At 51.4% G+C, this 21092-nt stretch carries 16 protein-coding genes; 9 read left to right on the plus strand and 7 right to left on the minus strand.

Going from position 1 to position 21092, the window contains the following annotated elements; genetic code table 11:
* Positions 1–3: 3 nt before the first annotated feature.
* Entirely contained in the window at positions 4–1506 is a 1503-nt protein-coding gene (gene scpC, locus HF324_RS11600) for a succinyl-CoA:acetate CoA-transferase ScpC (protein WP_168802616.1), read from the minus strand.
* A gap of 194 nt (positions 1507–1700) precedes the next feature.
* On the opposite strand from scpC, the gene HF324_RS11605 reads away from it, so the two are divergent.
* The 3 genes from HF324_RS11605 to HF324_RS11615 all read left to right on the plus strand — a co-directional run bounded on the left by HF324_RS11605 (position 1701) and on the right by HF324_RS11615 (position 4914).
* Entirely contained in the window at positions 1701–2117 is a 417-nt protein-coding gene (locus HF324_RS11605; protein ID WP_168859824.1) for a hypothetical protein, read from the plus strand.
* A 68-nt stretch (positions 2118–2185) separates the two neighbouring features.
* Complete coding sequence (locus HF324_RS11610) at positions 2186–3625, plus strand: DNA/RNA non-specific endonuclease (RefSeq protein ID WP_168859825.1); 1440 nt, start codon at positions 2186–2188, stop codon at positions 3623–3625.
* A gap of 572 nt (positions 3626–4197) precedes the next feature.
* A complete protein-coding gene (locus HF324_RS11615; RefSeq protein ID WP_246269503.1) occupies positions 4198–4914 on the plus strand; it encodes a glycosyltransferase family 2 protein in 717 nt (238 codons plus the stop codon).
* On the opposite strand, the gene HF324_RS11620 is transcribed toward HF324_RS11615, so the two are convergent.
* Both HF324_RS11620 and HF324_RS11625 read right to left on the minus strand, forming a co-directional pair.
* The gene (locus HF324_RS11620; RefSeq protein ID WP_168859826.1) at positions 4870–5994 is read right to left on the minus strand and encodes a glycosyltransferase family 2 protein; all 1125 of its coding nucleotides are present in this window, start codon (positions 5992–5994) and stop codon (positions 4870–4872) included. The two genes, HF324_RS11615 and HF324_RS11620, sit on opposite strands and share 45 nt — an antisense overlap.
* A 52-nt stretch (positions 5995–6046) precedes the next feature.
* Positions 6047–7885, minus strand: a complete 1839-nt coding sequence (locus tag HF324_RS11625; RefSeq protein WP_168802620.1) for an ABC transporter ATP-binding protein — start codon at positions 7883–7885, stop codon at positions 6047–6049.
* A gap of 160 nt (positions 7886–8045) precedes the next feature.
* Between HF324_RS11625 and HF324_RS11630 the strand changes: the two genes are divergently transcribed.
* Positions 8046–8450 (plus strand): Hpt domain-containing protein, encoded by a 405-nt coding sequence (locus HF324_RS11630; RefSeq protein ID WP_168802621.1) that lies wholly within the window; start codon positions 8046–8048, stop codon positions 8448–8450.
* On the opposite strand, the gene HF324_RS11635 is transcribed toward HF324_RS11630, so the two are convergent.
* Complete coding sequence (locus tag HF324_RS11635; RefSeq protein WP_168859827.1) at positions 8447–9727, minus strand: hypothetical protein; 1281 nt, start codon at positions 9725–9727, stop codon at positions 8447–8449. The genes HF324_RS11630 and HF324_RS11635 overlap by 4 nt on opposite strands.
* A gap of 74 nt (positions 9728–9801) precedes the next feature.
* The gene (locus tag HF324_RS11640; protein ID WP_168802623.1) at positions 9802–11325 is read right to left on the minus strand and encodes a sulfatase family protein; all 1524 of its coding nucleotides are present in this window, start codon (positions 11323–11325) and stop codon (positions 9802–9804) included.
* 93 nt (positions 11326–11418) lie between these two features.
* Between HF324_RS11640 and HF324_RS11645 the strand changes: the two genes are divergently transcribed.
* Positions 11419–11694, plus strand: a complete 276-nt coding sequence (locus HF324_RS11645; RefSeq protein ID WP_168859828.1) for a hypothetical protein — start codon at positions 11419–11421, stop codon at positions 11692–11694.
* 58 nt (positions 11695–11752) lie between these two features.
* On the opposite strand, the gene HF324_RS11650 is transcribed toward HF324_RS11645, so the two are convergent.
* Complete coding sequence (locus HF324_RS11650; RefSeq protein WP_168802625.1) at positions 11753–12229, minus strand: group II truncated hemoglobin; 477 nt, start codon at positions 12227–12229, stop codon at positions 11753–11755.
* Between the two features lie 81 nt (positions 12230–12310).
* Here HF324_RS11650 and HF324_RS11655 point away from each other — a divergent pair, with 81 nt between their 5' ends.
* Positions 12311–12676 carry a winged helix-turn-helix transcriptional regulator gene (locus HF324_RS11655; protein WP_168802626.1) on the plus strand — a complete coding sequence of 122 codons (366 nt, stop codon included), beginning with the start codon at positions 12311–12313 and terminating at the stop codon, positions 12674–12676.
* 3 nt (positions 12677–12679) lie between these two features.
* On the opposite strand, the gene HF324_RS11660 is transcribed toward HF324_RS11655, so the two are convergent.
* Positions 12680–13285: a hypothetical protein gene (locus tag HF324_RS11660; RefSeq protein ID WP_168859829.1), complete on the minus strand. Its 606-nt coding sequence runs from the start codon at positions 13283–13285 to the stop codon at positions 12680–12682.
* 319 nt (positions 13286–13604) lie between these two features.
* On the opposite strand from HF324_RS11660, the gene HF324_RS11665 reads away from it, so the two are divergent.
* Genes HF324_RS11665 through HF324_RS11675 form a run of 3 tightly spaced genes read left to right on the plus strand, consistent with a single transcriptional unit; the run spans position 13605 to position 21038 of the window.
* Positions 13605–16733, plus strand: a complete 3129-nt coding sequence (locus HF324_RS11665) for a SusC/RagA family TonB-linked outer membrane protein (RefSeq protein WP_168859830.1) — start codon at positions 13605–13607, stop codon at positions 16731–16733.
* A gap of 18 nt (positions 16734–16751) precedes the next feature.
* Entirely contained in the window at positions 16752–18260 is a 1509-nt protein-coding gene (locus HF324_RS11670; protein WP_168859831.1) for a RagB/SusD family nutrient uptake outer membrane protein, read from the plus strand.
* Positions 18261–18278: 18 nt separating this feature from the next.
* Positions 18279–21038 (plus strand): glycoside hydrolase family 78 protein, encoded by a 2760-nt coding sequence (locus HF324_RS11675; protein WP_220101300.1) that lies wholly within the window; start codon positions 18279–18281, stop codon positions 21036–21038.
* The last annotated feature ends 54 nt before the right edge of the window (positions 21039–21092 follow it).

The raw sequence follows: 21092 nt of genomic DNA on the forward strand, positions 1-21092 counted from the left end.
ACACTATACATGAACAGTTTTAAGCATGGTCCCGTTTTCGATAAAGCGGTTATGCCAGCTAAGGGCCTCCTGCAGCAGGTGAGGCGTGTGGCCTCCGCGGTTGCAGGCGTTGGTAAAATAGTTGTTCAGTTCGTCTTTGTAGCTGGCATGCGCGCATTTGGATATGATCAGTCTTGCCCGTTCCCGGGGCGCAAGTCCCCGTAAATCAGCCAGGCCGTTCTCTGTTACTATAATGTCGACATCATGTTCAGTATTGTCTATATGAGAAGCCATTGGAACAATGTGCGAAATACCGCCGGCTTTGGAAGATGACTGTGTGACGAATATGCCCAGGTAGGCGTTGCGGGCGAAATCGTTGGAGCCGCCGATACCGTTCATCATGGCGGTGCCGCCAATGTGAGTGGAGTTGACGTTGCCGTAGATATCGCATTCGATGGCCGTATTGATGCTGATGACGCCCAGGCGGCGTATGACTTCCGCTGCGTTGCTGATATCCTGCGGCCGCAGGACGATATGCGGTTTATATTTTTCGAAGTTGCTGAAGACCCTGTTGTAGCAGGCCTGGGAGACGGTGATGGAAGAGGCGGAGGCTATCTCCAGTTTCCCGGCGTCTATCAGGTTAAAAGCGCTGTCCTGTATTACTTCCGAATACATGGTGAGGTGATGGAAGTCGCCGTCCATAAAGCCTTCCATGACAGCGTTGGCTACTTTGCCGATACCGGATTGCAGCGGCCGCAGCGACTGTGGCAGGCGGCCTTTTCTGACTTCGTGGGAGAAGAAATCCAGCAGGTGGGCGGCGATGGCCGTGGTTTTTTCGTCTCTTTCGTTGATAGCGGCCGGGCTGTCGGTCGTGGTGGTGATCACTACCGCGACAATCTTTTCCGGGTCTACCGGGATGGACGTTCGCCCGATGCGTGCGCCTGATGCTGTGATCGGGATGATTTGTTTTTCCGGCCATATACCGGCGGAGAAAATATCGTGTACACCGTATAGCGAAAGAGGTACAGAGAGGTTGATCTCTACGATGATCCTGTCTGCAGCGGCGGCGAAAGCGGCGGAGTTGCCCACAGAAGTAGTAGGTACGATGCTGCCGTCTTCTTCAATCAGCAAGGCTTCGATAACGGCGATGTCCAGGCGGGGAATGATTTTTTCTTCCACGAGGGTGGCACTTTCACCGAGATGCTGGTCTGTAAAGAGCACTTCGCCATTGTTGATTTTCTTACGTAATGCAGGATCTACCTGGAAAGGCATGCGTTTATACAATATGCCTGCTTCAGCCAGGGCCCCGTCTGTGTCGTGACCCAGTGAGGCGCCTGTGAGCAGCGTTATTCTGAGAGGGGTAGCAGGAGCTGATGATGCCAGTGCCTTTAATACTGCTTTACTGTCGCCTGCCTTGGTAAAGCCGCTGGAGGCGACGACCATCTGGTCTTTAAACAACGTGGCGGCTTGTTCGGCGCTGGTGATCTTCTGTAGTAAATCTCTTCTTTTGATGCGTTCTTCGTACATGGTGCAGGAATGTGGCAAAGGCAAATGTTGCTTGCGAATTGCGGATACAATATTAGGACGGTTTCCGGTGGCCGGTTAGTGTATCCGGGACAAATTTTTATTCATTCCGGCCAATCCGGCGGACAGTTTTTATTGTTATATTTATAGTACACAGGCTGTCACTTTCATTTCCATCACCTAAATTAACCTGCAACATGAAAAAAGTGTTTATCCCCATGTTATGTGTGTGTATTTTTAGTACCGCGTCTGTACCAGCACAGAGCATTCTGGACCAGGCAAAGAAAACGGCAGGTACGGTGCAGAATCCTCTTGCCAATTACAGCGGAGTGGCCAGCAGTATTCTGTCGAAGCTGACGCCGGCCCTGGGACTTACAGCAGCGCAGCAACCCAAGGTAACCGACCTGGTGACCGGTTTCCTGAAACAAAAAGCGGGTATTATGCCATTGCAGCAGAGCAATCCCGCAGCTTATGCTTCTAAGTTCAGTGGTCTGCAGAGCGGACTTTTCTCCAGGCTCAAACTGCTGTTGACGGCTGCGCAGTACACTAAATTCCTGGGACTGAAACCAAAGGCCAATGATGCCGGGAATGTTTTGTCGCAGTTGTTCTACTAGATCACGCAAAGACGTCTTTGCGTGATATCTTTGCGTGAAAACATCTTCTTTACTATCTTCGCGACCCTATGCCAAAGCCAAAGAAGAAGACTCAGAAGAAGACGAAGAAGAAATCGAATAATAGTTTAGTCGTAGCCGTTATACTGATCCTTGTCACGTTCGCTGTAACTACCTGTTCAAGGAAGATCGCCGGCAGAAAAGAAAAGGAGCCTCCGCAAAAGACTGCTGCCAAATCGCACTCAAAAAAGAAGACCACTAAGTACCTCTTACAGGAAGATTTTGAGAAAGGCAGTAAAACCAATTACAATACGGAAAGTGTGAGCTTCTCCAGCGGCAGCTGGGAGTTGAAAGACGCCGTGACCGGGCGCCTGGAGGATGACCATAAAGCGGGTGCGCAGGCGTTGCGTCTTCGTGATAACGGGATGGCCACCATGGAATTTGATATTGCTGTGAAAGGCACGGTGACGGTTACACTAAAATATGCGCTTTACGGAAGAGATGAGACAGGATCGTGGGAGTTGTGGGCATCGGTGAACCGTGGGCAGCGTTTTACCCGGGTAGGTAATACGGTGGAAGTAACCTCCGGCAGCTTGCAGACGGCCACTTTTACCGTTACGACTTCTTCCACGGTCCGGTTGCGGATACGGAAGACGGACAAAAGCGGCAGCCGCCTCAATATTGATGCGATCAGGGTGAGTGCCGGCGGAAAGGAGATGCCTGCCGTGAAGCCGGAGAAAGGAGAGGAGGCTGTACGTGGTGATGATGACAACCTGTTGCTGGGCAATCCCAGCAATGCGGCGGCTGCGGTGGTGATGTCCAACAACTACCTGATGGACAAAGGATATTATACGTTGTCTTACAACCGGGATAACGGCACGCCGAATTGGGTAAGCTGGCATATTTCCTCCCGGGACCTGGGGCGTATGGCGAGGGGCAATGACTTCCGGCCGGATGCCGATGTGCCGGAGGGGTGGTTCCAGGTCACCCAGTTCAGCTATAATGGCAGCGGGTTTGACCGGGGGCATAACTGTCCGTCGGGCGACCGTACCGCTACGCGCGACGCCAATGAGGCTACTTTCCTGATGACCAATATGATCCCGCAGGCGCCTAATCACAACCAGCATTTATGGTCCAACCTGGAGAATTACACCCGTTCGCTGGTGAAGAACGGTAATGAGGTGTATGTGATCATGGGTAATTACGGCAGTGGTGGAAAGGGTAGTAAGGGGATGTCTAAAAAGATTGGCAATAACCGGGTGAATGTGCCGGCGAGGATCTGGAAGGTGATTGTGGTGTTACCGGAGGGGAATAATGATCTGAAGCGGGTTTCCCGGCAAACGCGGGTGATTGCTGTTAATACGCCTAATAACAATGACGTGAACACAAAGTGGTCAGCCTATCTTACTTCCATTGAAGAAATAGAAAAAGCCACGGGATATAAGTTATTGTCCAATGTGCCGGCAGCTGTGCGGGAGGAGTTGGTGAAGAAGATAGATACCGGCGATTGACGAGGTTAGCATGAAAGTTGCAGCGATAAACTTTTCCTGTAACAGGAAACAGGCAGCGCTTGTAGGGTAAAAAATTATTATGTCATTGTAATAATTAATTATAAATTGCATAAAATTGCCATATTTTTAATAGCGTAAAGTTTTTTTCCTGGTAGATAATAAATGTAAGAAATACGCTAATTGTCATACAGACCATATTAGTTATTTTTGCTTTATTGAAGAATTTAACCTTTTGTATTAATGTATGTGTAACATATGAAGACCTTAATTCGTTAGCTTACAATAGAGAATGGCTGGTATTGTAATGAGACGAGCGGAATGTGAAACTGACATAAGACCTACAATTTTCGCTGATAGCAGCATCCATGCACCCAATACCGCCGGGTAAGCGGGTATGCAGCCGTAATAAACAGCAGAAGGCAGGCGTTATACCAGACAGTATCAGTCGCGCGCGGTGAAACAAAAATTAAAAAATAATATAAGATTCAGATTATATGGGTGATAGCATGTCCGTGGCCTTATTAGTAACTACCTACAATTGGCCAGAAGCGTTAAAACTTGTTCTGGAGAGTGTGCTGCGGCAAACTGTTTTGCCGAACGAGGTGATTATCGCGGATGATGGGTCAGGCGACGCAACCAGATATGTTATTGATGCGTTCAAGCGGAGTACTACTATTCCGGTAAAACATTTCTGGCATCCGGATGAAGGTTTCAGGAAGACCATCATCATCAACCAGGCTATTACCGGGACAGAGTCTGATTATATTATCCAGATTGACGGCGATATCGTACTGCACGAGAACTTCATCAAGGACCACATCAGTGAAGCGGAAGAGGGGTATTATATCCGCGGCAGCCGTGTGTTGCTGCCGGAAGACAAGACCCGTTATTTTCTGCGTTCCGGCGAGTTTGAGAATGTGACTGCATTTGACCGCGGTGTGAAGAACCGGTTCAATGCGCTGCGTATTCCGTTCCTGGCGCCGCTACTGATCAAAAAAAGCAAGCGTTCCCGTAATCTTATCGGTGCCAATTGCGCGTTCTGGAAAAAGGATTTCCTGCGTGTAAACGGGTACAATAATGAGTTGAAAGGGTGGGGCCATGAAGATATTGAGCTGGCTGCCCGTTTTATCAACTCCGGCCTTAGCCAGAAGAAGGTAAAGATGAAGGCTGTTTGTTATCACCTGCATCATCCCTTCAATGACCGGGTGCATGAGAATGTCAATTACCGGGTTTACCTGGATACGTTAAAAAGAGGCATTACTTACTGTACAAACGGCTACCACCACTAAAATCACCAACAACAGGGTTTTTACGATTTTCCACCGGTTAGTGCGAAAAGAGCTGGGATTTTCTTTCGCGAAGCCCATATCGATTCTTTTCGCAAAGCCCCCCGGGCGGCCGCCCATAATAGCGTCGTACAGATAACCTGCTTCCCAGCAATTTTTTACCCACATCAGTTGAAAGGCTACGGCCGGCGAACCTGTTTTGCCGACGCTGATAGCCTTGAGCCAGTTGGTCAGGTATTCGGCCAGCGGCACGGCGACTATCAGGCATAACCATATTTTGAGGGTTCCTGTGAACAGCGCTGCCGGAAAAAGGACCAGCAGCAGCAGCAGGGTTTCCGGCGTATTGGTAAAATCGCGGTAGGTATATCTTTTCTCCGGTTCTTTATGGGCGAGTTGATTGGCGGCGATGCCGTAGCGGAACATCCGCCGGGTCTGCACGGCGCCGTTGTCATGCCAGGGGTGTGTGACCACAGCATTGGGCACCGACTGGTATTTTTCGTTGAATTGCAGCCAGTGGCGCACAAAAAAGTCTACGTCTTCTCCTCCCGCTTTCAGATTGATATCAAATAGTGCCGGGTCAAGTTTCTCCCGGTTGATCATCATATTGGTGGTAGGCGCCCAGGTGATCTCCGGATAATACAGCGCCAGTTTAAAGTGATGTACGGAACCGTTTATTTGCAGTGCGCGGGTAGCGGCGTTGATAGCTTCGGGGAAGTAGGTGACGCCTGCAAAGCCCAGCGCATTGTTATTCCGGGCGATGGCTGCTGCGTATGCCTTCAGGAGGTCGGGTTGCGGTACGATATCGTCGTCCAGCAGGAGGACCCATTTGGCATGTCCTGCCCGTATGCCTTTGTTGCGGGTGCCGGAGAAGCCCAGGTTCACTTCGTTGACCAGCAGGTGTATTTCGCCTGCCTGGTGCAGTTCTTTTAATTTTTCCGGAATAACAGCCGCAGGGTTGTCGGCCACGATGTAGGTATTCACCTCAAAGCCGGCAGGTTTTTCCAGCCGGATAATATTCAGCAGCAGTGCTTCCGTCAGCCTGAACGAAGGCACCACAATATCGATCGCATCGGGTTTAATCATGGCCGTAAATATACATACAGTTATATTAATATATAGATCCTTGTTAATCTATCTATTCTGTTACCGATTCTTCCTTGTTGGAAGCGAAGGTCTGCATGTCGATGAGTTTTTTGTAGAGGCCGTTATTCGCCAGCAGTTCGAGGTGCGAGCCTTGCTCTACTATTTGTCCGTTTTCCAGCACAATGATGATGTCGGCATTCTGGATGGTGCTGAGGCGGTGTGCAATAACCAGGGAGGTACGGTGCTTCATCAGGTTATTGAGCGCGTCCTGCACCATTTTTTCGGATTCGGTATCCAGTGCGGAGGTCGCTTCATCCAGCAGCATCAGCGGCGGGTTGTTAAGTACCGCGCGGGCGATGCAGAGCCTTTGTCTTTGTCCGCCGGAGAGCCGGGAGCCTTTATCACCGATATTGGTCTGATAGCCTTCAGCGGTACCCATGATGAATTCGTGGGCATTGGCGATGCGGGCGGCTGCTTCCACTGCTTCGGGGGAGGCGTCGGGCTTACCGAAAGCGATGTTATTGTAGATGCTGTCGTTGAAAAGAATGGATTCCTGGTTCACCATGCCGATCTGGGAGCGCAGGGATTCCATGGTTACTTGTTGCAGGTTGCGGCCATCGATGAGGATTTCGCCGGACTGCGGCTGGATAAAGCGGGGGATAAGGTCCATCATAGTGGATTTGCCACCGCCGGAAGGCCCTACCAGCGCTATTGTTTTGCCTTTGGGGATCGTCAGGTTGATATTGCGGAGGATGGGTTTTTCGCCGTAGGCGAAAGACACGTTCCTGAATTCAATTTCTTTTTCGAAGCCGGTGATGTTTACCGCATCGGGGGCATCCACGATGGCGGGTCTTTCATCGATCAGTTCCAGTACGCGCTCACCGGCGGCTACTCCCGAGTGGATACTGCTGAAAGAGGCGGAGATGGCTTTAGCGGGCCGCATTATCTGGGAGAACAGGGCGATATAGGCGATGAAAGCAGCAGCGCTGAGGTCGCCCTGGTTAGACAGGACCAGCGTACCGCCATACAGTACGATACCGGCCACCATGATTACGCCCAGTGTTTCAGACACCGGAGAAGCCAGCTGTTGTCTTCTGGCCATGGCACGGCCGATTTTGGAATAGCGGAGGTTTTCGTTATTGAAGCGGTCGGTAGTGAATTTCACGGCATTAAAAGCCTTGATGATACGGATACCGTGCAGCGCTTCGTCGAGGTAGCTGATCATCAGGCCGTAGGTACGGTGGGCTTCTACTGCATGTTCTTTCAGCTTTTTAACAATTTTGGAGATGATAAAACCCGCAACAGGTATTACCAGCATAGAGGCCAGCGTCAGTTTATAGGAGATGATGAACAGCATCACCAGGTAAAACAGGAGGGTAACCGGTTCCTTGAAGATCACCTGCAGGGTGCCGGTCACGGAATATTGTACGGTCTGGACGTCGCTGGCGATTTTGGAGATAATATCGCCTTTGCGTTCATTGCTGAAGTAGCCCAGGTGGAGGTCCATCACGTTATTGAAAACAGCCCTTCTGAGGTTCAGCAGGGTATGGATACGGAGGCTTTCCATGGTTTTTTCGGCAAAATAGCGGAACAGGTTGCCGAGCAATACAGAAGCCACAATACAGCCGCAGACAAAGCGGAGCGTTTGTACGGCGCCATATTTGTTAAAAACGAGAGCGGTGTAATAGTTGAACACTGCGAAGATGTCTATCCAGTTATCCGGTTTCGGTGGTATATCTTTTACGTTACTGAAGATGGTAGCCAGCAGGGGAGCCAGCAACGCCAGGTTCAGTGTGCTGAAAATAATTGACAACAACGTGCAGAGGATATAGGGAATAGCAAACTTGTTAATCGGTTTGGCGAAAGCTAAAAGTCGGAAGTATGTCTTCATATCACTGTATAATAACTATCTATAAAAAAGCCGCATCAAAGCAAAGCTGATGCGGCTTCTCTCACAGCGGGCAAAATTAAGTCTTTTGCCGGGAATTGTCAAAGAAATTAAGGCCAATTCGGTATCTTTATAGCAGTCATCTTCCCCCAAAATACCCCATATGGAAAAACCATCTTCCACTTCCTTCGAATTCCGTCACCAGGCGCTGGATGTCGCCTATCTGCAAAGACTCTATCAGCATGAGCCCTCGTATGCTTTTGATATGTTCGACGGATTTCTCCGGGAGATCGGCGCCCGGATAACACAACTGGGTAATGCCATTGCGGCGAATAACCGGGAGCAGGTCAAATACTATGCGCATCAGCTGCGGGCGTTCACCGGTATTGTGGGCCTCACGAGGGTCCAGTCGGCCTCCGGGCGGCTGGAATCCTGTAGCATGGCCGGCAGTCCGGACACCATCGCGCAGCTTTTCGGGGAGATCAGCACGGGGGTGCGGCTGTCGATGCAGCCGGTGTGGCTGGAACGCGAGCGGCTCCGGGCCTTTTTGCAATCGCGGGACCTTTAAATCCGGGTGATCCTGAAAGTAATCGTGTCTACCTTGTTTCGATGCAGCAGTTTATTGAGCGTGATCACCGCTTCCGTGAAAGCCATTTCATTCATGCCTTGCTTTACTTTGCCGGTCATATAAAAGCGGAAGGAGGGATGCAGCCTGATCTGGCTGAGCATCATGGAGATGCCGGGGATGCTCCTGTCTATGGCGTACAGCATATGGGAGGTGTCCTTCAGTGTAACAGTCCAGCTGACATCCAGCACGGGATCGTTATACTGCCCGGTGGTATCACCCCACGGCTTTCCCGCCGGACGGATATGTTGCCGGGGATCGTATGCCCGGAAGAAAAACTGCCGCTCTGAAGTATCGGACCTCATCCTGCGGATGGCGGAATCACCGGCGATGATGTAGATGTCCAGTTGCGCAGAGTCCGGGTTGGCGAGGATCGCCTCTATATCCCTGCTGGCTTCTGTGTATTGAAACAGTTCTATGTTCAGCGGATTGCCGGTGCTGATTTCAGGCAGCAATTTTATCGTAGCTGCGTGATCGTTAGTATAGAGAAAAGCGCCGCCTTCTTTTTCCATTCTTCGTGCCACCAGCTCGTCCAGCTTTTGTTTGTTACTGTAGAAACGTTCCTGCGAAGCGGCTTTCATACGGGCGAGATCGGGCTTCCTCCCGCGGGTGGCACACATGGCCACTACCATCGTTATCAGCAGGATAAACGTTGCGCCGACAATGAGGCTTGTGTTATCATTAGGATGGTTGTTGATCTGGCTCAGTTGAGCGGCCGGAGATGGATGGGTGTCTTCGGTTTTGACGTCACTGGTTTTAAACTGTTTTTGTTCCTGTTTGCTGAGCGCTGCTTCGAGGTGACGGAGGAAGTCTCCGAAGATGGCCACTTCTTCCGGTGTGTTCTGCCTGACCGCGCGGCTGCTGCGGGTCATATACCAGGAAATACGTCTATTGGCCAGCCGCAGTTTGACTCCCGGTGCGTTGGCGCCCCAGGGACGGGTTATTTTCCGGATGTCGGAGAAGTAAACAGTACCGTACAAAGCAGACTCCATACGATCATGATAAAGGGTGATGGTTTCCTGCCGCCAGGACCACGTCATCATAAAATACATGAGGGGGAGCGTCACCAGCAGTACGGCGCCAATGACTATTCCAACACTAAAGTTTAATACCAAACCAGGGATGCAGGTGCCGAGAAAGCCGGCCATGACTGCTGCAGCGCCCCATAAGCTTCGTTGCCTGTCTAACACGGTAAACTGCCAGGTCGCGGAATTCTTCATAGGCCGAAGATAAGGTTTTTCAGCGGGAGGGACCAGTCACGCAACGTATGGCCGTTTGCGTGACCGGCAAGGTATCAGTGTGACTCCAGTATTTTCAGTGCTTCCTGGTCGTTGTACTGAAGGATCAGTTTTTTCAGCGTGGCTTTCAGTGCTGCGGTAATTTTTTCTGTGCCTTTACCACCGTAGATGTTATTGATCTGCTGCGGATCCTTTTTCAGGTCATACAGTTCCCAGCTGTCGCCCGCGCCATAGAAGCGTACCAGCGTGTATTGTTCGGTACGTACGCCGAAGTGGGGATATACATGGTGCGGTTCGGGAAACTCATAATAGTGATAATATGCCGCTTTTCTCCAGTTCGATTTGTCTCCGCCGGATTGCAGCAGCGGCAGGAAGGAAGTGCCCTGTATGTCCGACGGTACCGTTACGCCGGCCATCTGCAGGATCGTAGGCGCCCAGTCGATGTTCAGCATCAGCTCATTAACGGTGGTGCCGGGTTTGGTTACGCCGGGGTATTTGATGACAAACGGGGTACGGAGTGATTCTTCGTACATAAAACGTTTATCGAACCAGCCGTGTTCGCCCATATAGAAGCCCTGGTCAGACGCGTAGATAACGACCGTATTGTCTGCCAGCCCGTTTTTATCGAGGTAGTCCAGCAGTTCGCCGATGTTGCGGTCGAGGGAGCGGGCGGTAGCGAGGTAGTCTTTGAGGTAGCGCTGATATTTCCATTCCACGAGCGCGTCGCCGGTCAGTTTTTTCTCATCGAATTCTTTGCTGACTTTCCCTTCGTAATACGCTTTGAAAGCGGCTTTCTGTTCAGGCGTAAACCTACCATAGATGCCTTTTTCGTAGTTGGCGTGCACTTTCAGGTCTTCCTTCAGGCGCATGGTCTTGTCGATCGTCATGTCCTGGTTCTGTGCAGCGATGCGGTTTTTATAGCTGTCGCGGAACGTGGCCGGCAGCGGGAAGGTTTTGTCATCGTAAGCACCGAGGTCCTGGATGTCTGGCAGCCATTCGCGGTGGGTGGCTTTTTCCCCTACCACGAGGAAGAAAGGTTTGGAGGTATCGCGGCGATTAAGCCAGTCTACCGAGAACTGTGTGATCAGGTTGGTCACATAACCTTCCACACGGGTGGTATCGCGGGGACCGATGAAGTCCGGGTTGTAGTATTGTCCCTGGTTGTTGAGGATACGCCAGAAGTCGAACCCTTCGGGCAGGTTGCCCAGGTGCCATTTGCCGATCCATGCGGTCTGGTAGCCGTGCTGCTGCAGCAGTTTGGGAAACAGTTGCTGGCCGACATTAAATTTCTTTTCATTCAGCGTATAGCCGTTGATGTGGCTGTACTTGCCTGTCAGCAGCGTTGCTCGGCTGGGGCCGCAGATAGAGTTGGTGACCAGCGCATTGCGGAACAGCGCTCCCTGACGGGCGATCCGGTCGATGTTGGGTGTTTGCGCCAGTTTGCTGCCATAGGCGCTGATAGCCTGATAAGCATGGTCATCTGAGAAAATAAAGATAATGTTCGGTTGTTTCTGCTGGCTGAAACCGGTGTGGCTAAGGAAAGCCAGTAACAGCCAGGAGAGGCGTTTCATTGTTTTCATATCTGTTCTGGTTATAAAGGAACGGTGGCGGATAAAGATATCTATTATTTGAACTGCTAGGTAATATTATAAAAATTTGATATTTTAGGGTAGATGGAGGGGATTATTATCATAGCAACAAGCTGTATCTATGGAATATTGGGTATTTACTGCGGACTGCGCGGCGAGGAGCTGCGTAACCGGTGGGTGATCAGGACGCACAAGAGAATTTCCCTGCGGGTATTCAGGGAAAGCGAACCATTTGCCCGTACGCCGGAAGACATACGTTACCTGAGAATAACGAAACGGCTATACGTAGTGGCGATTTGTTGTTTCTGGATGTATATATTGATGGTGGTTTTTTTGTTGGTACAGAAAATATGGATGTGATGAAAGTACGGTGAGTAGCATGGTTACAATATCAGCTTTTCATCTTTTCATCTTTTTATCACGGTACGTACGGCCCGCCGGTTTCTCCCCATCCCCATTTAGGCATGGGCTGTTCCTTGTCCATTTCCAGCTGCTCTTCCCGGGAATTGATCACTGCGATGCGCGTACCCCATTCCAGGTAGCCCACAAAGGCCGAGCGGAATTCGGGATCTGCCGGTAATCCCAGCTCGTCTGCAGTTTCGAGTAGCAGCGCCACCCACCGCTGACGGTGCTGTTCCGTCAGATGTTTGCCGAGATGTTTATGCACCATCCGGTGATGAGATCCTTCCTCCTGACTGTAAGTAGTCGGCCCCCCAAATACTTCGGCGATAAAATGCGCCACATGCTGCTGGTGTTCCGGGCTCATATGCTTGAAGATCGGCTCCAGTAAAGGATCTTTTAATACCTTTTTATAAAAAGCATCTGTCAGTTTTTCAAACACCGGCATACCGCCGGCCCATTCGTATAAAGTAGGAATTTTTTTATCGGTCGTCATCTTGTTAATTTAGTGAAAATTGCTTTCAAATGTATACAAGATGCATTCCGGGAGCAAGAACTTACCAAAAAGTAGGGAACTATGATCACACTAAACGATAAAACATATACCTGCCCGGTGGACGTCACCCTGGGGTTCATTGGCGGTAAATGGAAACTGCTGATACTGTCGCACCTGCACTGGCAGGAGCAGAGCAGTTATACAAAGTTGAAAGAGAACCTGCCGGGGATATCGGAGAAGATGCTCAGCCAGCAGTTGAAAGAGCTGGAACGCGACTTGCTGGTCACCAAAACTGTTCTTTCAAAAAAACCTTATCGGGTCAGTTACTCCCTGTCAGCCGAAGGCAAATCACTGGCACCACTATACGAATTTGCGAGCAGCTGGGGTGTCCGGTATCTGAAACAACACGGCATCGATTATGTCCAGGACCAGCACTTGTATAAATAGGTGTTAACCATCAATAAGACCTTTTACCAGGCTGCCCCACTGTGCCTTGGACATCCCCAGGATGGCGCCGATGGCGGTGAATAAATTCCTGATTTTGTCCAGAAATCCCCGCACACCCGTATTCGGGACCTCATTTCTGCCATAAACGCTGGCTTTTACTTCCAGCCCGTTTTTCTCTACGATAAAAGAACTGGTGGCGTAACGTTTAAAAAAGTGCGCTGTCTCCCGGTCAGCCGAATGCGGCAACGGTAACGGTCGCACGCGCATGCCCGTATACACCTGTTCCTGGCTGCCCACCTGTTCCACCTGTACCCAGTCGAACCCTCTGCCGGCGTGGGTGCCGGGCCCGGGTAGATTGATACGGATATAATCTCCCTCCCGGACGGAGCGGTACACAGGCTCGCCCTGCTGGTCCACCAGCTGGAAGCGGGCGCTGAGCGGCCCGCTCAGCAGGTGCCACTGATTTACATCGAGCAGTCTGCGCCGGGCTACTTCATATAACACCACCGCTGCTTCAGGATCTGCCGCACGCCGGCAGTAGCTGGTGTTGGATTGCCCTCCTTCGTGTTGCGCGGGAATGAGCCCGCTTGCTGCCAATGACGGATGCATAATTCCACAAATTGGTACACCGGAAACGCTTCAACAATTATGCCCCCGCATGTTTTTTTAACCGCCTCAGCATGGGACAGGATAGTTGCCCGGTATTTTTGCCCTAATTTACCTTTTGTATTACTGCATGATAAAATTCCACGTTATGCCGGAGGGGCCATTGAGTATATCAACCAGCGGGCTGTGACAGCCAGATTCCATAATGAATAATATGCCGTATAACCGTTGCTGTTACACGGGACTATAGCCCGTGCCAGGACAGTTGTGCCTGAAATTTTCCAATAGTCAACATTTATTGTTCAACAAAAGATTTCACGTTATGTCTAAACGTTATGCACGTTTATGGCTATGGCACCGCCATGCCTGGCTATGTGGGTTGTTGCCATTGCTATGTTCCCAGCTCGTGCTGGCCCAGCAAAAACAAATTACCGGTATCGTTTCGGATTCCACCTCCGGTGCACTGACCGGCGTCACCGTTCAGGTTGCGGGTAAAGCTATCGGTACCCAAACGGACGCCAAAGGCGTCTATCACATTACGGCAGCACCTGGTGAAACGCTGTCTTTCCGCTTTATCGGTTATGAAGAAAAAAAGGTGGTGGTAGGTACACAGGCAGTCATCAATGTTCTGCTAACAGCCAATACCGCCGGCCTGAGCGAGGTGGTCGTTATCGGTTACGGCGCCCGGCAGAAAAAGGACCTCACCGGCGCTGTAGCGACGCTCAGCAGCAAACAAATGCAGGACCTACCGGTAGCAGGGGTAGATCAGAAACTCACCGGGCAGATACCCGGCGTACAGGTGAGCGCCGTGTCGGGAACACCGGGTGGCGGAGCGGCCATTAAAATCAGGGGTTCCGGCTCCTTCGGCGCCAGCAGCGATCCCCTTTTTGTGATAGACGGATTTCCCATTGCCGCCAGTTTCGGTCAACAGGCAAGCCCGCTGGGCTTCATCAATCCCGATGATATTGAGAATATCACTATCCTGAAAGATGCCTCTTCCACCGCCATCTACGGCAGCCGCGGGTCCAACGGCGTCGCCATCGTGACCACCAAAAGAGGACAGAAAGGCGTACCGCTGGTGCAGGTCAACAGCTACTATGGTATGCAGGAGGTGCCGCAAAAAGGCCGCCCGCAGATGCTCAACGCACGCGAGTTTGCCCAGTTCAGAAAAGACATCATCGTAGATGATTTCGCCTCCCGCGGCCAGACAGCCACCGATGCAGATATCCCCGAAGAGTACCGCCATCCGGAACAGTACGGAGAAGGCACCAACTGGTACAACACCGTATTACGCAAAGCGCCTCAGCATAATACGACCGTCAGCGTAAGCGGCGGCTCAGAAAACACCCGCTACTATTTTTCTTTCGGTTATTTCAAACAGGATGGCGTACTGCGCTACACGGGCTATGATCGTTATACCGTCAGGGCTAACATCGAAAGCAATATCGGCCGCAAAATCAAAATAGGACTGAACCTTGCGCCAACTTATCATACACAGGCGGTCAACGATTTTGAAAATGGTTTTACAGACGTGCTGACCCGCAGCCTGTGGTTAAGTCCTCTCATCCCGGTGACGGACAAAAACGGCGCCCGCACGCCTTACATCAGTTCCCCGGGGATGTTCAGCGCTGCCAATCCGCTGAACTCCCTCGAGTATGGCGCCACCAAAATTAAATCGCTCACAGGGCTGGCCACGGCTTATGCGGAATATGAAGTCATCCCGGGACTGAAAGCCAAAGGCAGTTTTAATGTCAGCTACGGTAACGGATCAACGTTTGTCTTCAATCCGTCTTTTCTCGGAGGCGTCAACAACCCGCCGCCCAGCATCCCCAACTCTTCGCAGTCCAAGGCCAATGGCCTCAACTGGCTGGGAGAGATGCTGCTGACTTACGACCGGACCTTTCATAAAGACCATTCGCTCAACCTGGTGCTGGGCTACACTGCCCAGAAATCCCGCGAAGACGTGCTGGTGATCAACGCCAGCAACTACCCTGATGATCTCATCAAGCCCATAGGCGCCGCAGCCACCATTCCTTCCTATACGCAGGACGTGCAGGAATGGGCCATCCTGTCATATCTCGGCAGGGTCAACTATGCGTTCAAAGATAAATACCTGTTCACCGCAACAGTCCGTTCCGATGGCTCCTCCCGTTTTGGCTACAATACCCGCTACGGTACCTTTCCTTCCGCCGCCATCGCCTGGAGGGCTTCAGAAGAGCCGTTCCTGAAGCAGGTTTCATGGCTGAGCGATCTGAAAGCAAGAGTGAGCTACGGCCTCTCCGGTAACTATAACATCGGCAACTATACGTACATGTCCAATGTGATCACCAACAACTATGTGCTGGGCAATCAGATTGCCAGCGGCCGCGCCACCTCGTCACTCAGTAACCCGGACCTCACCTGGGAGGAGTCTTCGCAGCTGGACGCCGGCGTGGACGTAGGTCTTTTCCGTAATCGTATTACCGTGACCGTAGACTATTACAAACGTCTCACCAAAGGGATGTTGTACAATTCAGAGATCCCGCTCTCTTCCGGATACACCAACGTGATCATCAACGCCGGCAAAGTGCAGAACCACGGGCTGGAAGTGGGTGTGAGCAGCGAAAATATCAGCGGAGCTTTCACCTGGACCACCAACGCCAATATAGCCTTCAACCGGAACAAAGTCCTGGCGCTCAACGATCGTAACGATCCTATCTACAGCGGCAGAAGCGGAGAAGGCTCTTTTACCCATATTACCGAAGTCGGTAAACCTGTTGGGCTTTTCTATGGTTACGTAGTGGAAGGCATTTATAAAGACCAGGCAGACCTGGACAAATCGCCGAAGCATGTTACATCCGTGGTAGGTTCCATCAAATACAAAGACGTGGATGGCAACGGCGTGATAGAGCCGGTCAACGATTTTGCCATCATCGGAGATCCTAATCCTAAGTTTGTATGGGGGCTGACCAACAATTTCTCTTTTAAAGGCATCGACCTGGGCATTGTGCTGACAGGCGCCCAGGGCGGCCAGGTGATGAAAGCGGCCAACCAGTACCTCGAGAACATCGATGGTATTTTCAATACCGACAGGAGTGTGCTGAACCGCTGGCGCTCTTCCCAGAATCCTGGAGATGGTAAAACGCCCACCACCAACGGCGCCCGGGTAATTTACCGCGATGTCAACTCGTCGTGGATTGAAAATGGTTCTTTTATGCGCATTCAGAATATCACTTTAGGTTATAACCTGAACAAGGACTGGCTGCAACGTACCCGGTTCATTTCACGGGCACGCATATACGCCAGTGTGCAGAACCTGCATACGTTCACCCGCTATTCCGGCGCTAATCCGGAAGTAAGCCGCAAAACGGTGTCCGGTAACGCCACCAGTACGGCGCTGACGCCGGGCGAGGATTTTACTAATTATCCGCTGGCGAGGACTTACACACTGGGTATTAACCTGTCATTTTAAAAGGAAAAAATGTGTCTTATGAAAAGGGTATGTTATTTTTTAAGTATCAGTATCTGTTTATGCAGCTGCGGTAAAAGTTTCCTTGACCTCAACCCGGAGACATCCATCAACGGCGCTGCTTTCTATAAAACCGAAGGAGAGATAGAACAGGCGGTCAATGGCGCATATAACATCCTGCAGCCTTTAGGGACAGAGAGCTACTGGATTTTCGGGGAGATGCGCTCCGATAACACCGCTTTTCAGTACAATACCGCAGACAGGGGCCACGAACAGTGGGAGTTTGTGGACGAGTTCCTGGCAGGCGCCACGGCGGAGTGTATCACCAATTTCTGGAAGAACAGCTATGTTGGAATTTCAAGGGCCAACGATGTGCTGGATAATATTCCCAATGTAAAATCGGGATTCGCCGCAGGAAAGCAGGACCAATATACCGGCGAAGCTGAATTTCTCCGGGCTTTTCACTATTTTAACCTCGTGCGTCAGTTTGGCGGCGTGCCGCTGCGGGACCATTCCGTGGTGGCGCCCGGAGGAGCGTTGTCGAAAGGGCGCGCCACGGTGGACGAAGTATATGCACGCATTATCGCAGACCTGACCGATGCGGCGGCGAAACTGCCGGCATCCTATACCGGCGCTTCCGTCGGCAGGGCTACATCCGGCGCCGCCTATACGTTGCTCGGCAAGGTATACCTGACCCGCCGTCAATACAGTGAGGCGCTGACGGCGCTCAAAAAAGCGGCCGCCATGGGATACGGCCTGGTGCCCAATTATGCGGACAACTTTGATCCGGGAAAGAAGAACGGGCCGGAGTCCATTTTTGAAATACAATACCTGGGCTCGCAGACAGGCCTGTTCAGTACGTTCATGTACATATTTGCGCCATATACTTCCGGCAGCGCCGTGACAGGCGACAGCAAGACAAGTATCAACGGCAGCGGCTCCGGATGGAATATTCCTACAACGGATATGATCAGCGCCTATGAGCCGAATGACAAACGGAAGGACGTTTCGCTGGCGGAAGGCTATAAAGCGGCCAACGGTAGTTTTGTGGCGATACCCTATGTGAAGAAATACAATCACGGCTATACGGAGGTAGGCCGCACGAACGATAACTTCCCGGTGCTTCGTTATGCTGACGTGCTCCTGATGATCGCGGAATGCCTGAATGAGCAGTCTTTTGTGCCTAACGGAGAGGCGTTTGACTTGCTGAACCAGGTGCGTCTCCGAGCGGGCCTGCCGAAGAAAACGGCAGGGAACCCCGATCCTGGCCTGAATATCGCCGGTCAGGAGGACTTCAGAAAAGCCGTGTACCACGAACGGCAGGTGGAGCTGGCCTTTGAAAATCACCGCTGGTACGACCTGGTGCGTACCGGTAAAGCCGTGGAAACCATGAATGCACATGGTGTCCGGGAGAAACAACAGAAAAACTATATACCCGGCAACGCTTACCAGGTGACCACGAACCGGTTGCTGTTGCCCATTCCGCAAACGGACATCAACCTCGATAACCTGACTCAAAACCCGCAATAGTATTCAAAACCTTTTATCATGATCAGACAGATTGTTCTTTTGTTATTGTTTATCACGGTGGCCTGTACTGCACAAACAGGTCAGACGGCGTTGACCCGTCTGCGTTGTGAATACCGTGAAAACCCGCTTGGCATCGATGCTACCGTGCCCCGGCTGAGCTGGGAGATCACCAGTAATAAGCGGAATGTGATGCAGCAGGCTTATCAGATTATGGTCGCCTCTTCGCTGGAAAGCCTGAAAGCCGATAAGGCGGATTTGTGGAACTCCGGCAAAGTCAGCTCGGACCAGTCGCTCGGCGTAACCTATGCCGGTAAACCGCTGGAGACGGGCAATGCCTGTTTCTGGAAAGTTAAAGTATGGACAAGCGACGGCAAAGAGTCTGCTTGGAGCGAACCTGGGTCCTGGACGATGGGGTTGTTGCAGCCGTCCGACTGGCAGGCGGTATGGATCGGCCTGGACAGCGCTTTCGCCGGCGACAGGCCCACGGATACTTTTACCCGCTTGTCGGCAAGATACCTGAGAAAAGATTTCCGTCTCCCTAAAAAAGTAAAAAAAGCGACCGCTTATATCAGCGGGGTAGGATTGTATGAATTGTATCTCAACGGCAGCAAGACCGGTAAGGACGTACTGGCGCCGGGTCCTACGGAATACAACAAAAGGACTTTTTACAATACGTATGACGTTACTTCGCAGCTGCAGCAGGGCGATAATGCCATTGGCGCTATCCTTGGCAACGGCCGCTATTTCTCCATGAGGGGCAACGGCTCCGGCCTGCCGCCGGTCACCAATTTCGGTTATCCGAAAATGATCTGCCAGTTGAATGTGGTGTACGAAGACGGGTCGACTGACAGGATCGTTACCGATAACAGCTGGAAGGTGACGGCTGCCGGCCCTGTAGGCGCCAATAATGAGTATGACGGTGAGGAATATGACGCCACTAAAGAAATGCCCGGATGGAGCAAGCCTGGTTTTAACGCTGCTTCCTGGCTGCCGGTGCAGCTGGTGTCCAAACCGGGTGAACTGCTCGTAGCGCAGATGAACAACAATATCCGTGTAATGGATACCGTTAAGGCGCTGCAGGTGAAGGAAATAAAGCCCGGTGTATTTATCTACGACATGGGACAGAACTTTGTGGGATGGGTAAGGCTGAAAGTGAAAGGCGCCAGCGGAACGCAGGTGGCGCTACGGTTTGCAGAAAGGCTGAACGACGATGGTTCGCTCTATATGGCTAACCTGCGATCCGCGAAGGTAACGGACAAGTATACACTGAGCGGAAAGGATACAGAAGAATGGGAGCCGCGGTTCACCTACCATGGTTTCCGTTATGTAGAGGTGACGGGGTACCCCGGGAAGCCGGACCTGTCGGCCATCGAGGGAAGGGTGGTGTATGACGATATGGCTACTACCGGCCATTTTGAAACGTCCAATGAGGTGATCAACCAGATTTACAAGAATGCTTACTGGGGCATCCGTGGCAATTACCGTGGGATGCCTACTGATTGCCCGCAGCGTGACGAGCGGATGGGATGGCTGGGAGACCGTGCCGTGGGCGCCCGTGGAGAGAGTTTTATTTTCGATAACCACCTGCTGTACGCCAAATGGCTGCAGGACATCGAAGATGCACAAACACCGGCGGGCAGCGTTCCGGACGTGGCGCCCACTTACTGGCGGATGTACTCCGATAACATGACGTGGCCTGCCGCGTACCTGATCATTGCCAACCTGCTCTATGAACAATATGGGGACGACCAGCCTATTCGTAAGCATTACGCTTCCATGAAAAAGTGGATGGCCTATATGAAGGACAAATACATGAAAGAGTATATCCTCACCAAAGATACTTACGGCGACTGGTGCATGCCACCAGAGTCACCAGAGCTGATACATTCCAAAGATCCGGCCCGCAAGACTGCCGGCGATTTCCTGGGCACTGCTTTTTATTATCACCTGCTGACGCTCATGGAACGTTTTGCCACTATTACCGGTAATACCGCTGATGTGGCGTCTTTTAAAGCGCTGGGCGAAAATGTAAAAATGGCCTTCAATAAAAAATTCCTGAACCAGGAAGGGGGGTACTATGCGAATAATACGCCTACTGCCAATATCTTCTCGCTGGCTTATCAGCTGGCGCCGGAAGACAAACAAAAGCAGGTGTTCCAGCATATCGCCGACAAAACGCTCAACGACTATAAAGGTCATATCAGTACCGGTCTGGTAGGAGCGGAGTGGCTGATGCGCACGCTGACCAACTATGGCCGTGGCGATATCGCTTATCAGCTGGCAACCAACACTACCTATCCCAGCTGGGGATATATGGCGAAGGAAGGTGCTACTACTATCTGGGAGCTATGGAACGGCAATACTGCCGATCCGGCTATGAACTCCGGTAACCACGTGATGTTGCTGGGTGACCTGGTGGTGTGGTATTACCAGCATCTCGGCGCCATCCAGCCGGACCCTGATGCGCCCGGATTCAAGAAGATTATCATGAAACCGCTGATAGCAGGAGACCTGAAAAAAGCAGATGCTTCTTATCATTCGGGTTACGGCATGATACGCAGCAACTGGGAAAAGACAGACAAGTCTTTTAAATGGCGTATAAGCGTTCCCGTTAATACGCATGCAACAGTGTATGTGCCGGCAAAAGACAATAAAAATATAAAAGAGGGCGGAAAGCCGCTTGCAGACAATAAGGACGTAAAATTCCTCCGGATGGAGGATGGATATGCGGTGTATGAGATTCCGTCAGGGGATTATGAGATCCTGCAGGATAATTGATGGTGGATGATGATGAATGCGGCCCCCATAGGCGAATGCCTGTGGGGGCTGTTT

Source organism: Chitinophaga oryzae, from assembly GCF_012516375.2.
GTDB lineage: Bacteria > Bacteroidota > Bacteroidia > Chitinophagales > Chitinophagaceae > Chitinophaga > Chitinophaga oryzae.

What these genes read in the sequence shown, in the direction of transcription:
- HF324_RS11655 (WP_168802626.1), top strand. Translation starts at nt 12,311, where the DNA reads ATGATCACACTAAACGATAAAACATATACCTGCCCGGTGGACGTCACC.
- HF324_RS11630 (WP_168802621.1), top strand. Translation starts at nt 8,046, where the DNA reads ATGGAAAAACCATCTTCCACTTCCTTCGAATTCCGTCACCAGGCGCTG.
- HF324_RS11610 (WP_168859825.1), top strand. Translation starts at nt 2,186, where the DNA reads ATGCCAAAGCCAAAGAAGAAGACTCAGAAGAAGACGAAGAAGAAATCG.
- scpC (WP_168802616.1), bottom strand. Translation starts at nt 1,506, where the DNA reads ATGTACGAAGAACGCATCAAAAGAAGAGATTTACTACAGAAGATCACC.
- HF324_RS11650 (WP_168802625.1), bottom strand. Translation starts at nt 12,229, where the DNA reads ATGACGACCGATAAAAAAATTCCTACTTTATACGAATGGGCCGGCGGT.
- HF324_RS11660 (WP_168859829.1), bottom strand. Translation starts at nt 13,285, where the DNA reads ATGCATCCGTCATTGGCAGCAAGCGGGCTCATTCCCGCGCAACACGAA.
- HF324_RS11645 (WP_168859828.1), top strand. Translation starts at nt 11,419, where the DNA reads ATGGAGGGGATTATTATCATAGCAACAAGCTGTATCTATGGAATATTG.
- HF324_RS11675 (WP_220101300.1), top strand. Translation starts at nt 18,279, where the DNA reads ATGATCAGACAGATTGTTCTTTTGTTATTGTTTATCACGGTGGCCTGT.
- HF324_RS11605 (WP_168859824.1), top strand. Translation starts at nt 1,701, where the DNA reads ATGAAAAAAGTGTTTATCCCCATGTTATGTGTGTGTATTTTTAGTACC.
- HF324_RS11640 (WP_168802623.1), bottom strand. Translation starts at nt 11,325, where the DNA reads ATGAAAACAATGAAACGCCTCTCCTGGCTGTTACTGGCTTTCCTTAGC.
- HF324_RS11635 (WP_168859827.1), bottom strand. Translation starts at nt 9,727, where the DNA reads ATGAAGAATTCCGCGACCTGGCAGTTTACCGTGTTAGACAGGCAACGA.
- HF324_RS11665 (WP_168859830.1), top strand. Translation starts at nt 13,605, where the DNA reads ATGTCTAAACGTTATGCACGTTTATGGCTATGGCACCGCCATGCCTGG.
- HF324_RS11625 (WP_168802620.1), bottom strand. Translation starts at nt 7,885, where the DNA reads ATGAAGACATACTTCCGACTTTTAGCTTTCGCCAAACCGATTAACAAG.
- HF324_RS11670 (WP_168859831.1), top strand. Translation starts at nt 16,752, where the DNA reads ATGAAAAGGGTATGTTATTTTTTAAGTATCAGTATCTGTTTATGCAGC.
- HF324_RS11620 (WP_168859826.1), bottom strand. Translation starts at nt 5,994, where the DNA reads ATGATTAAACCCGATGCGATCGATATTGTGGTGCCTTCGTTCAGGCTG.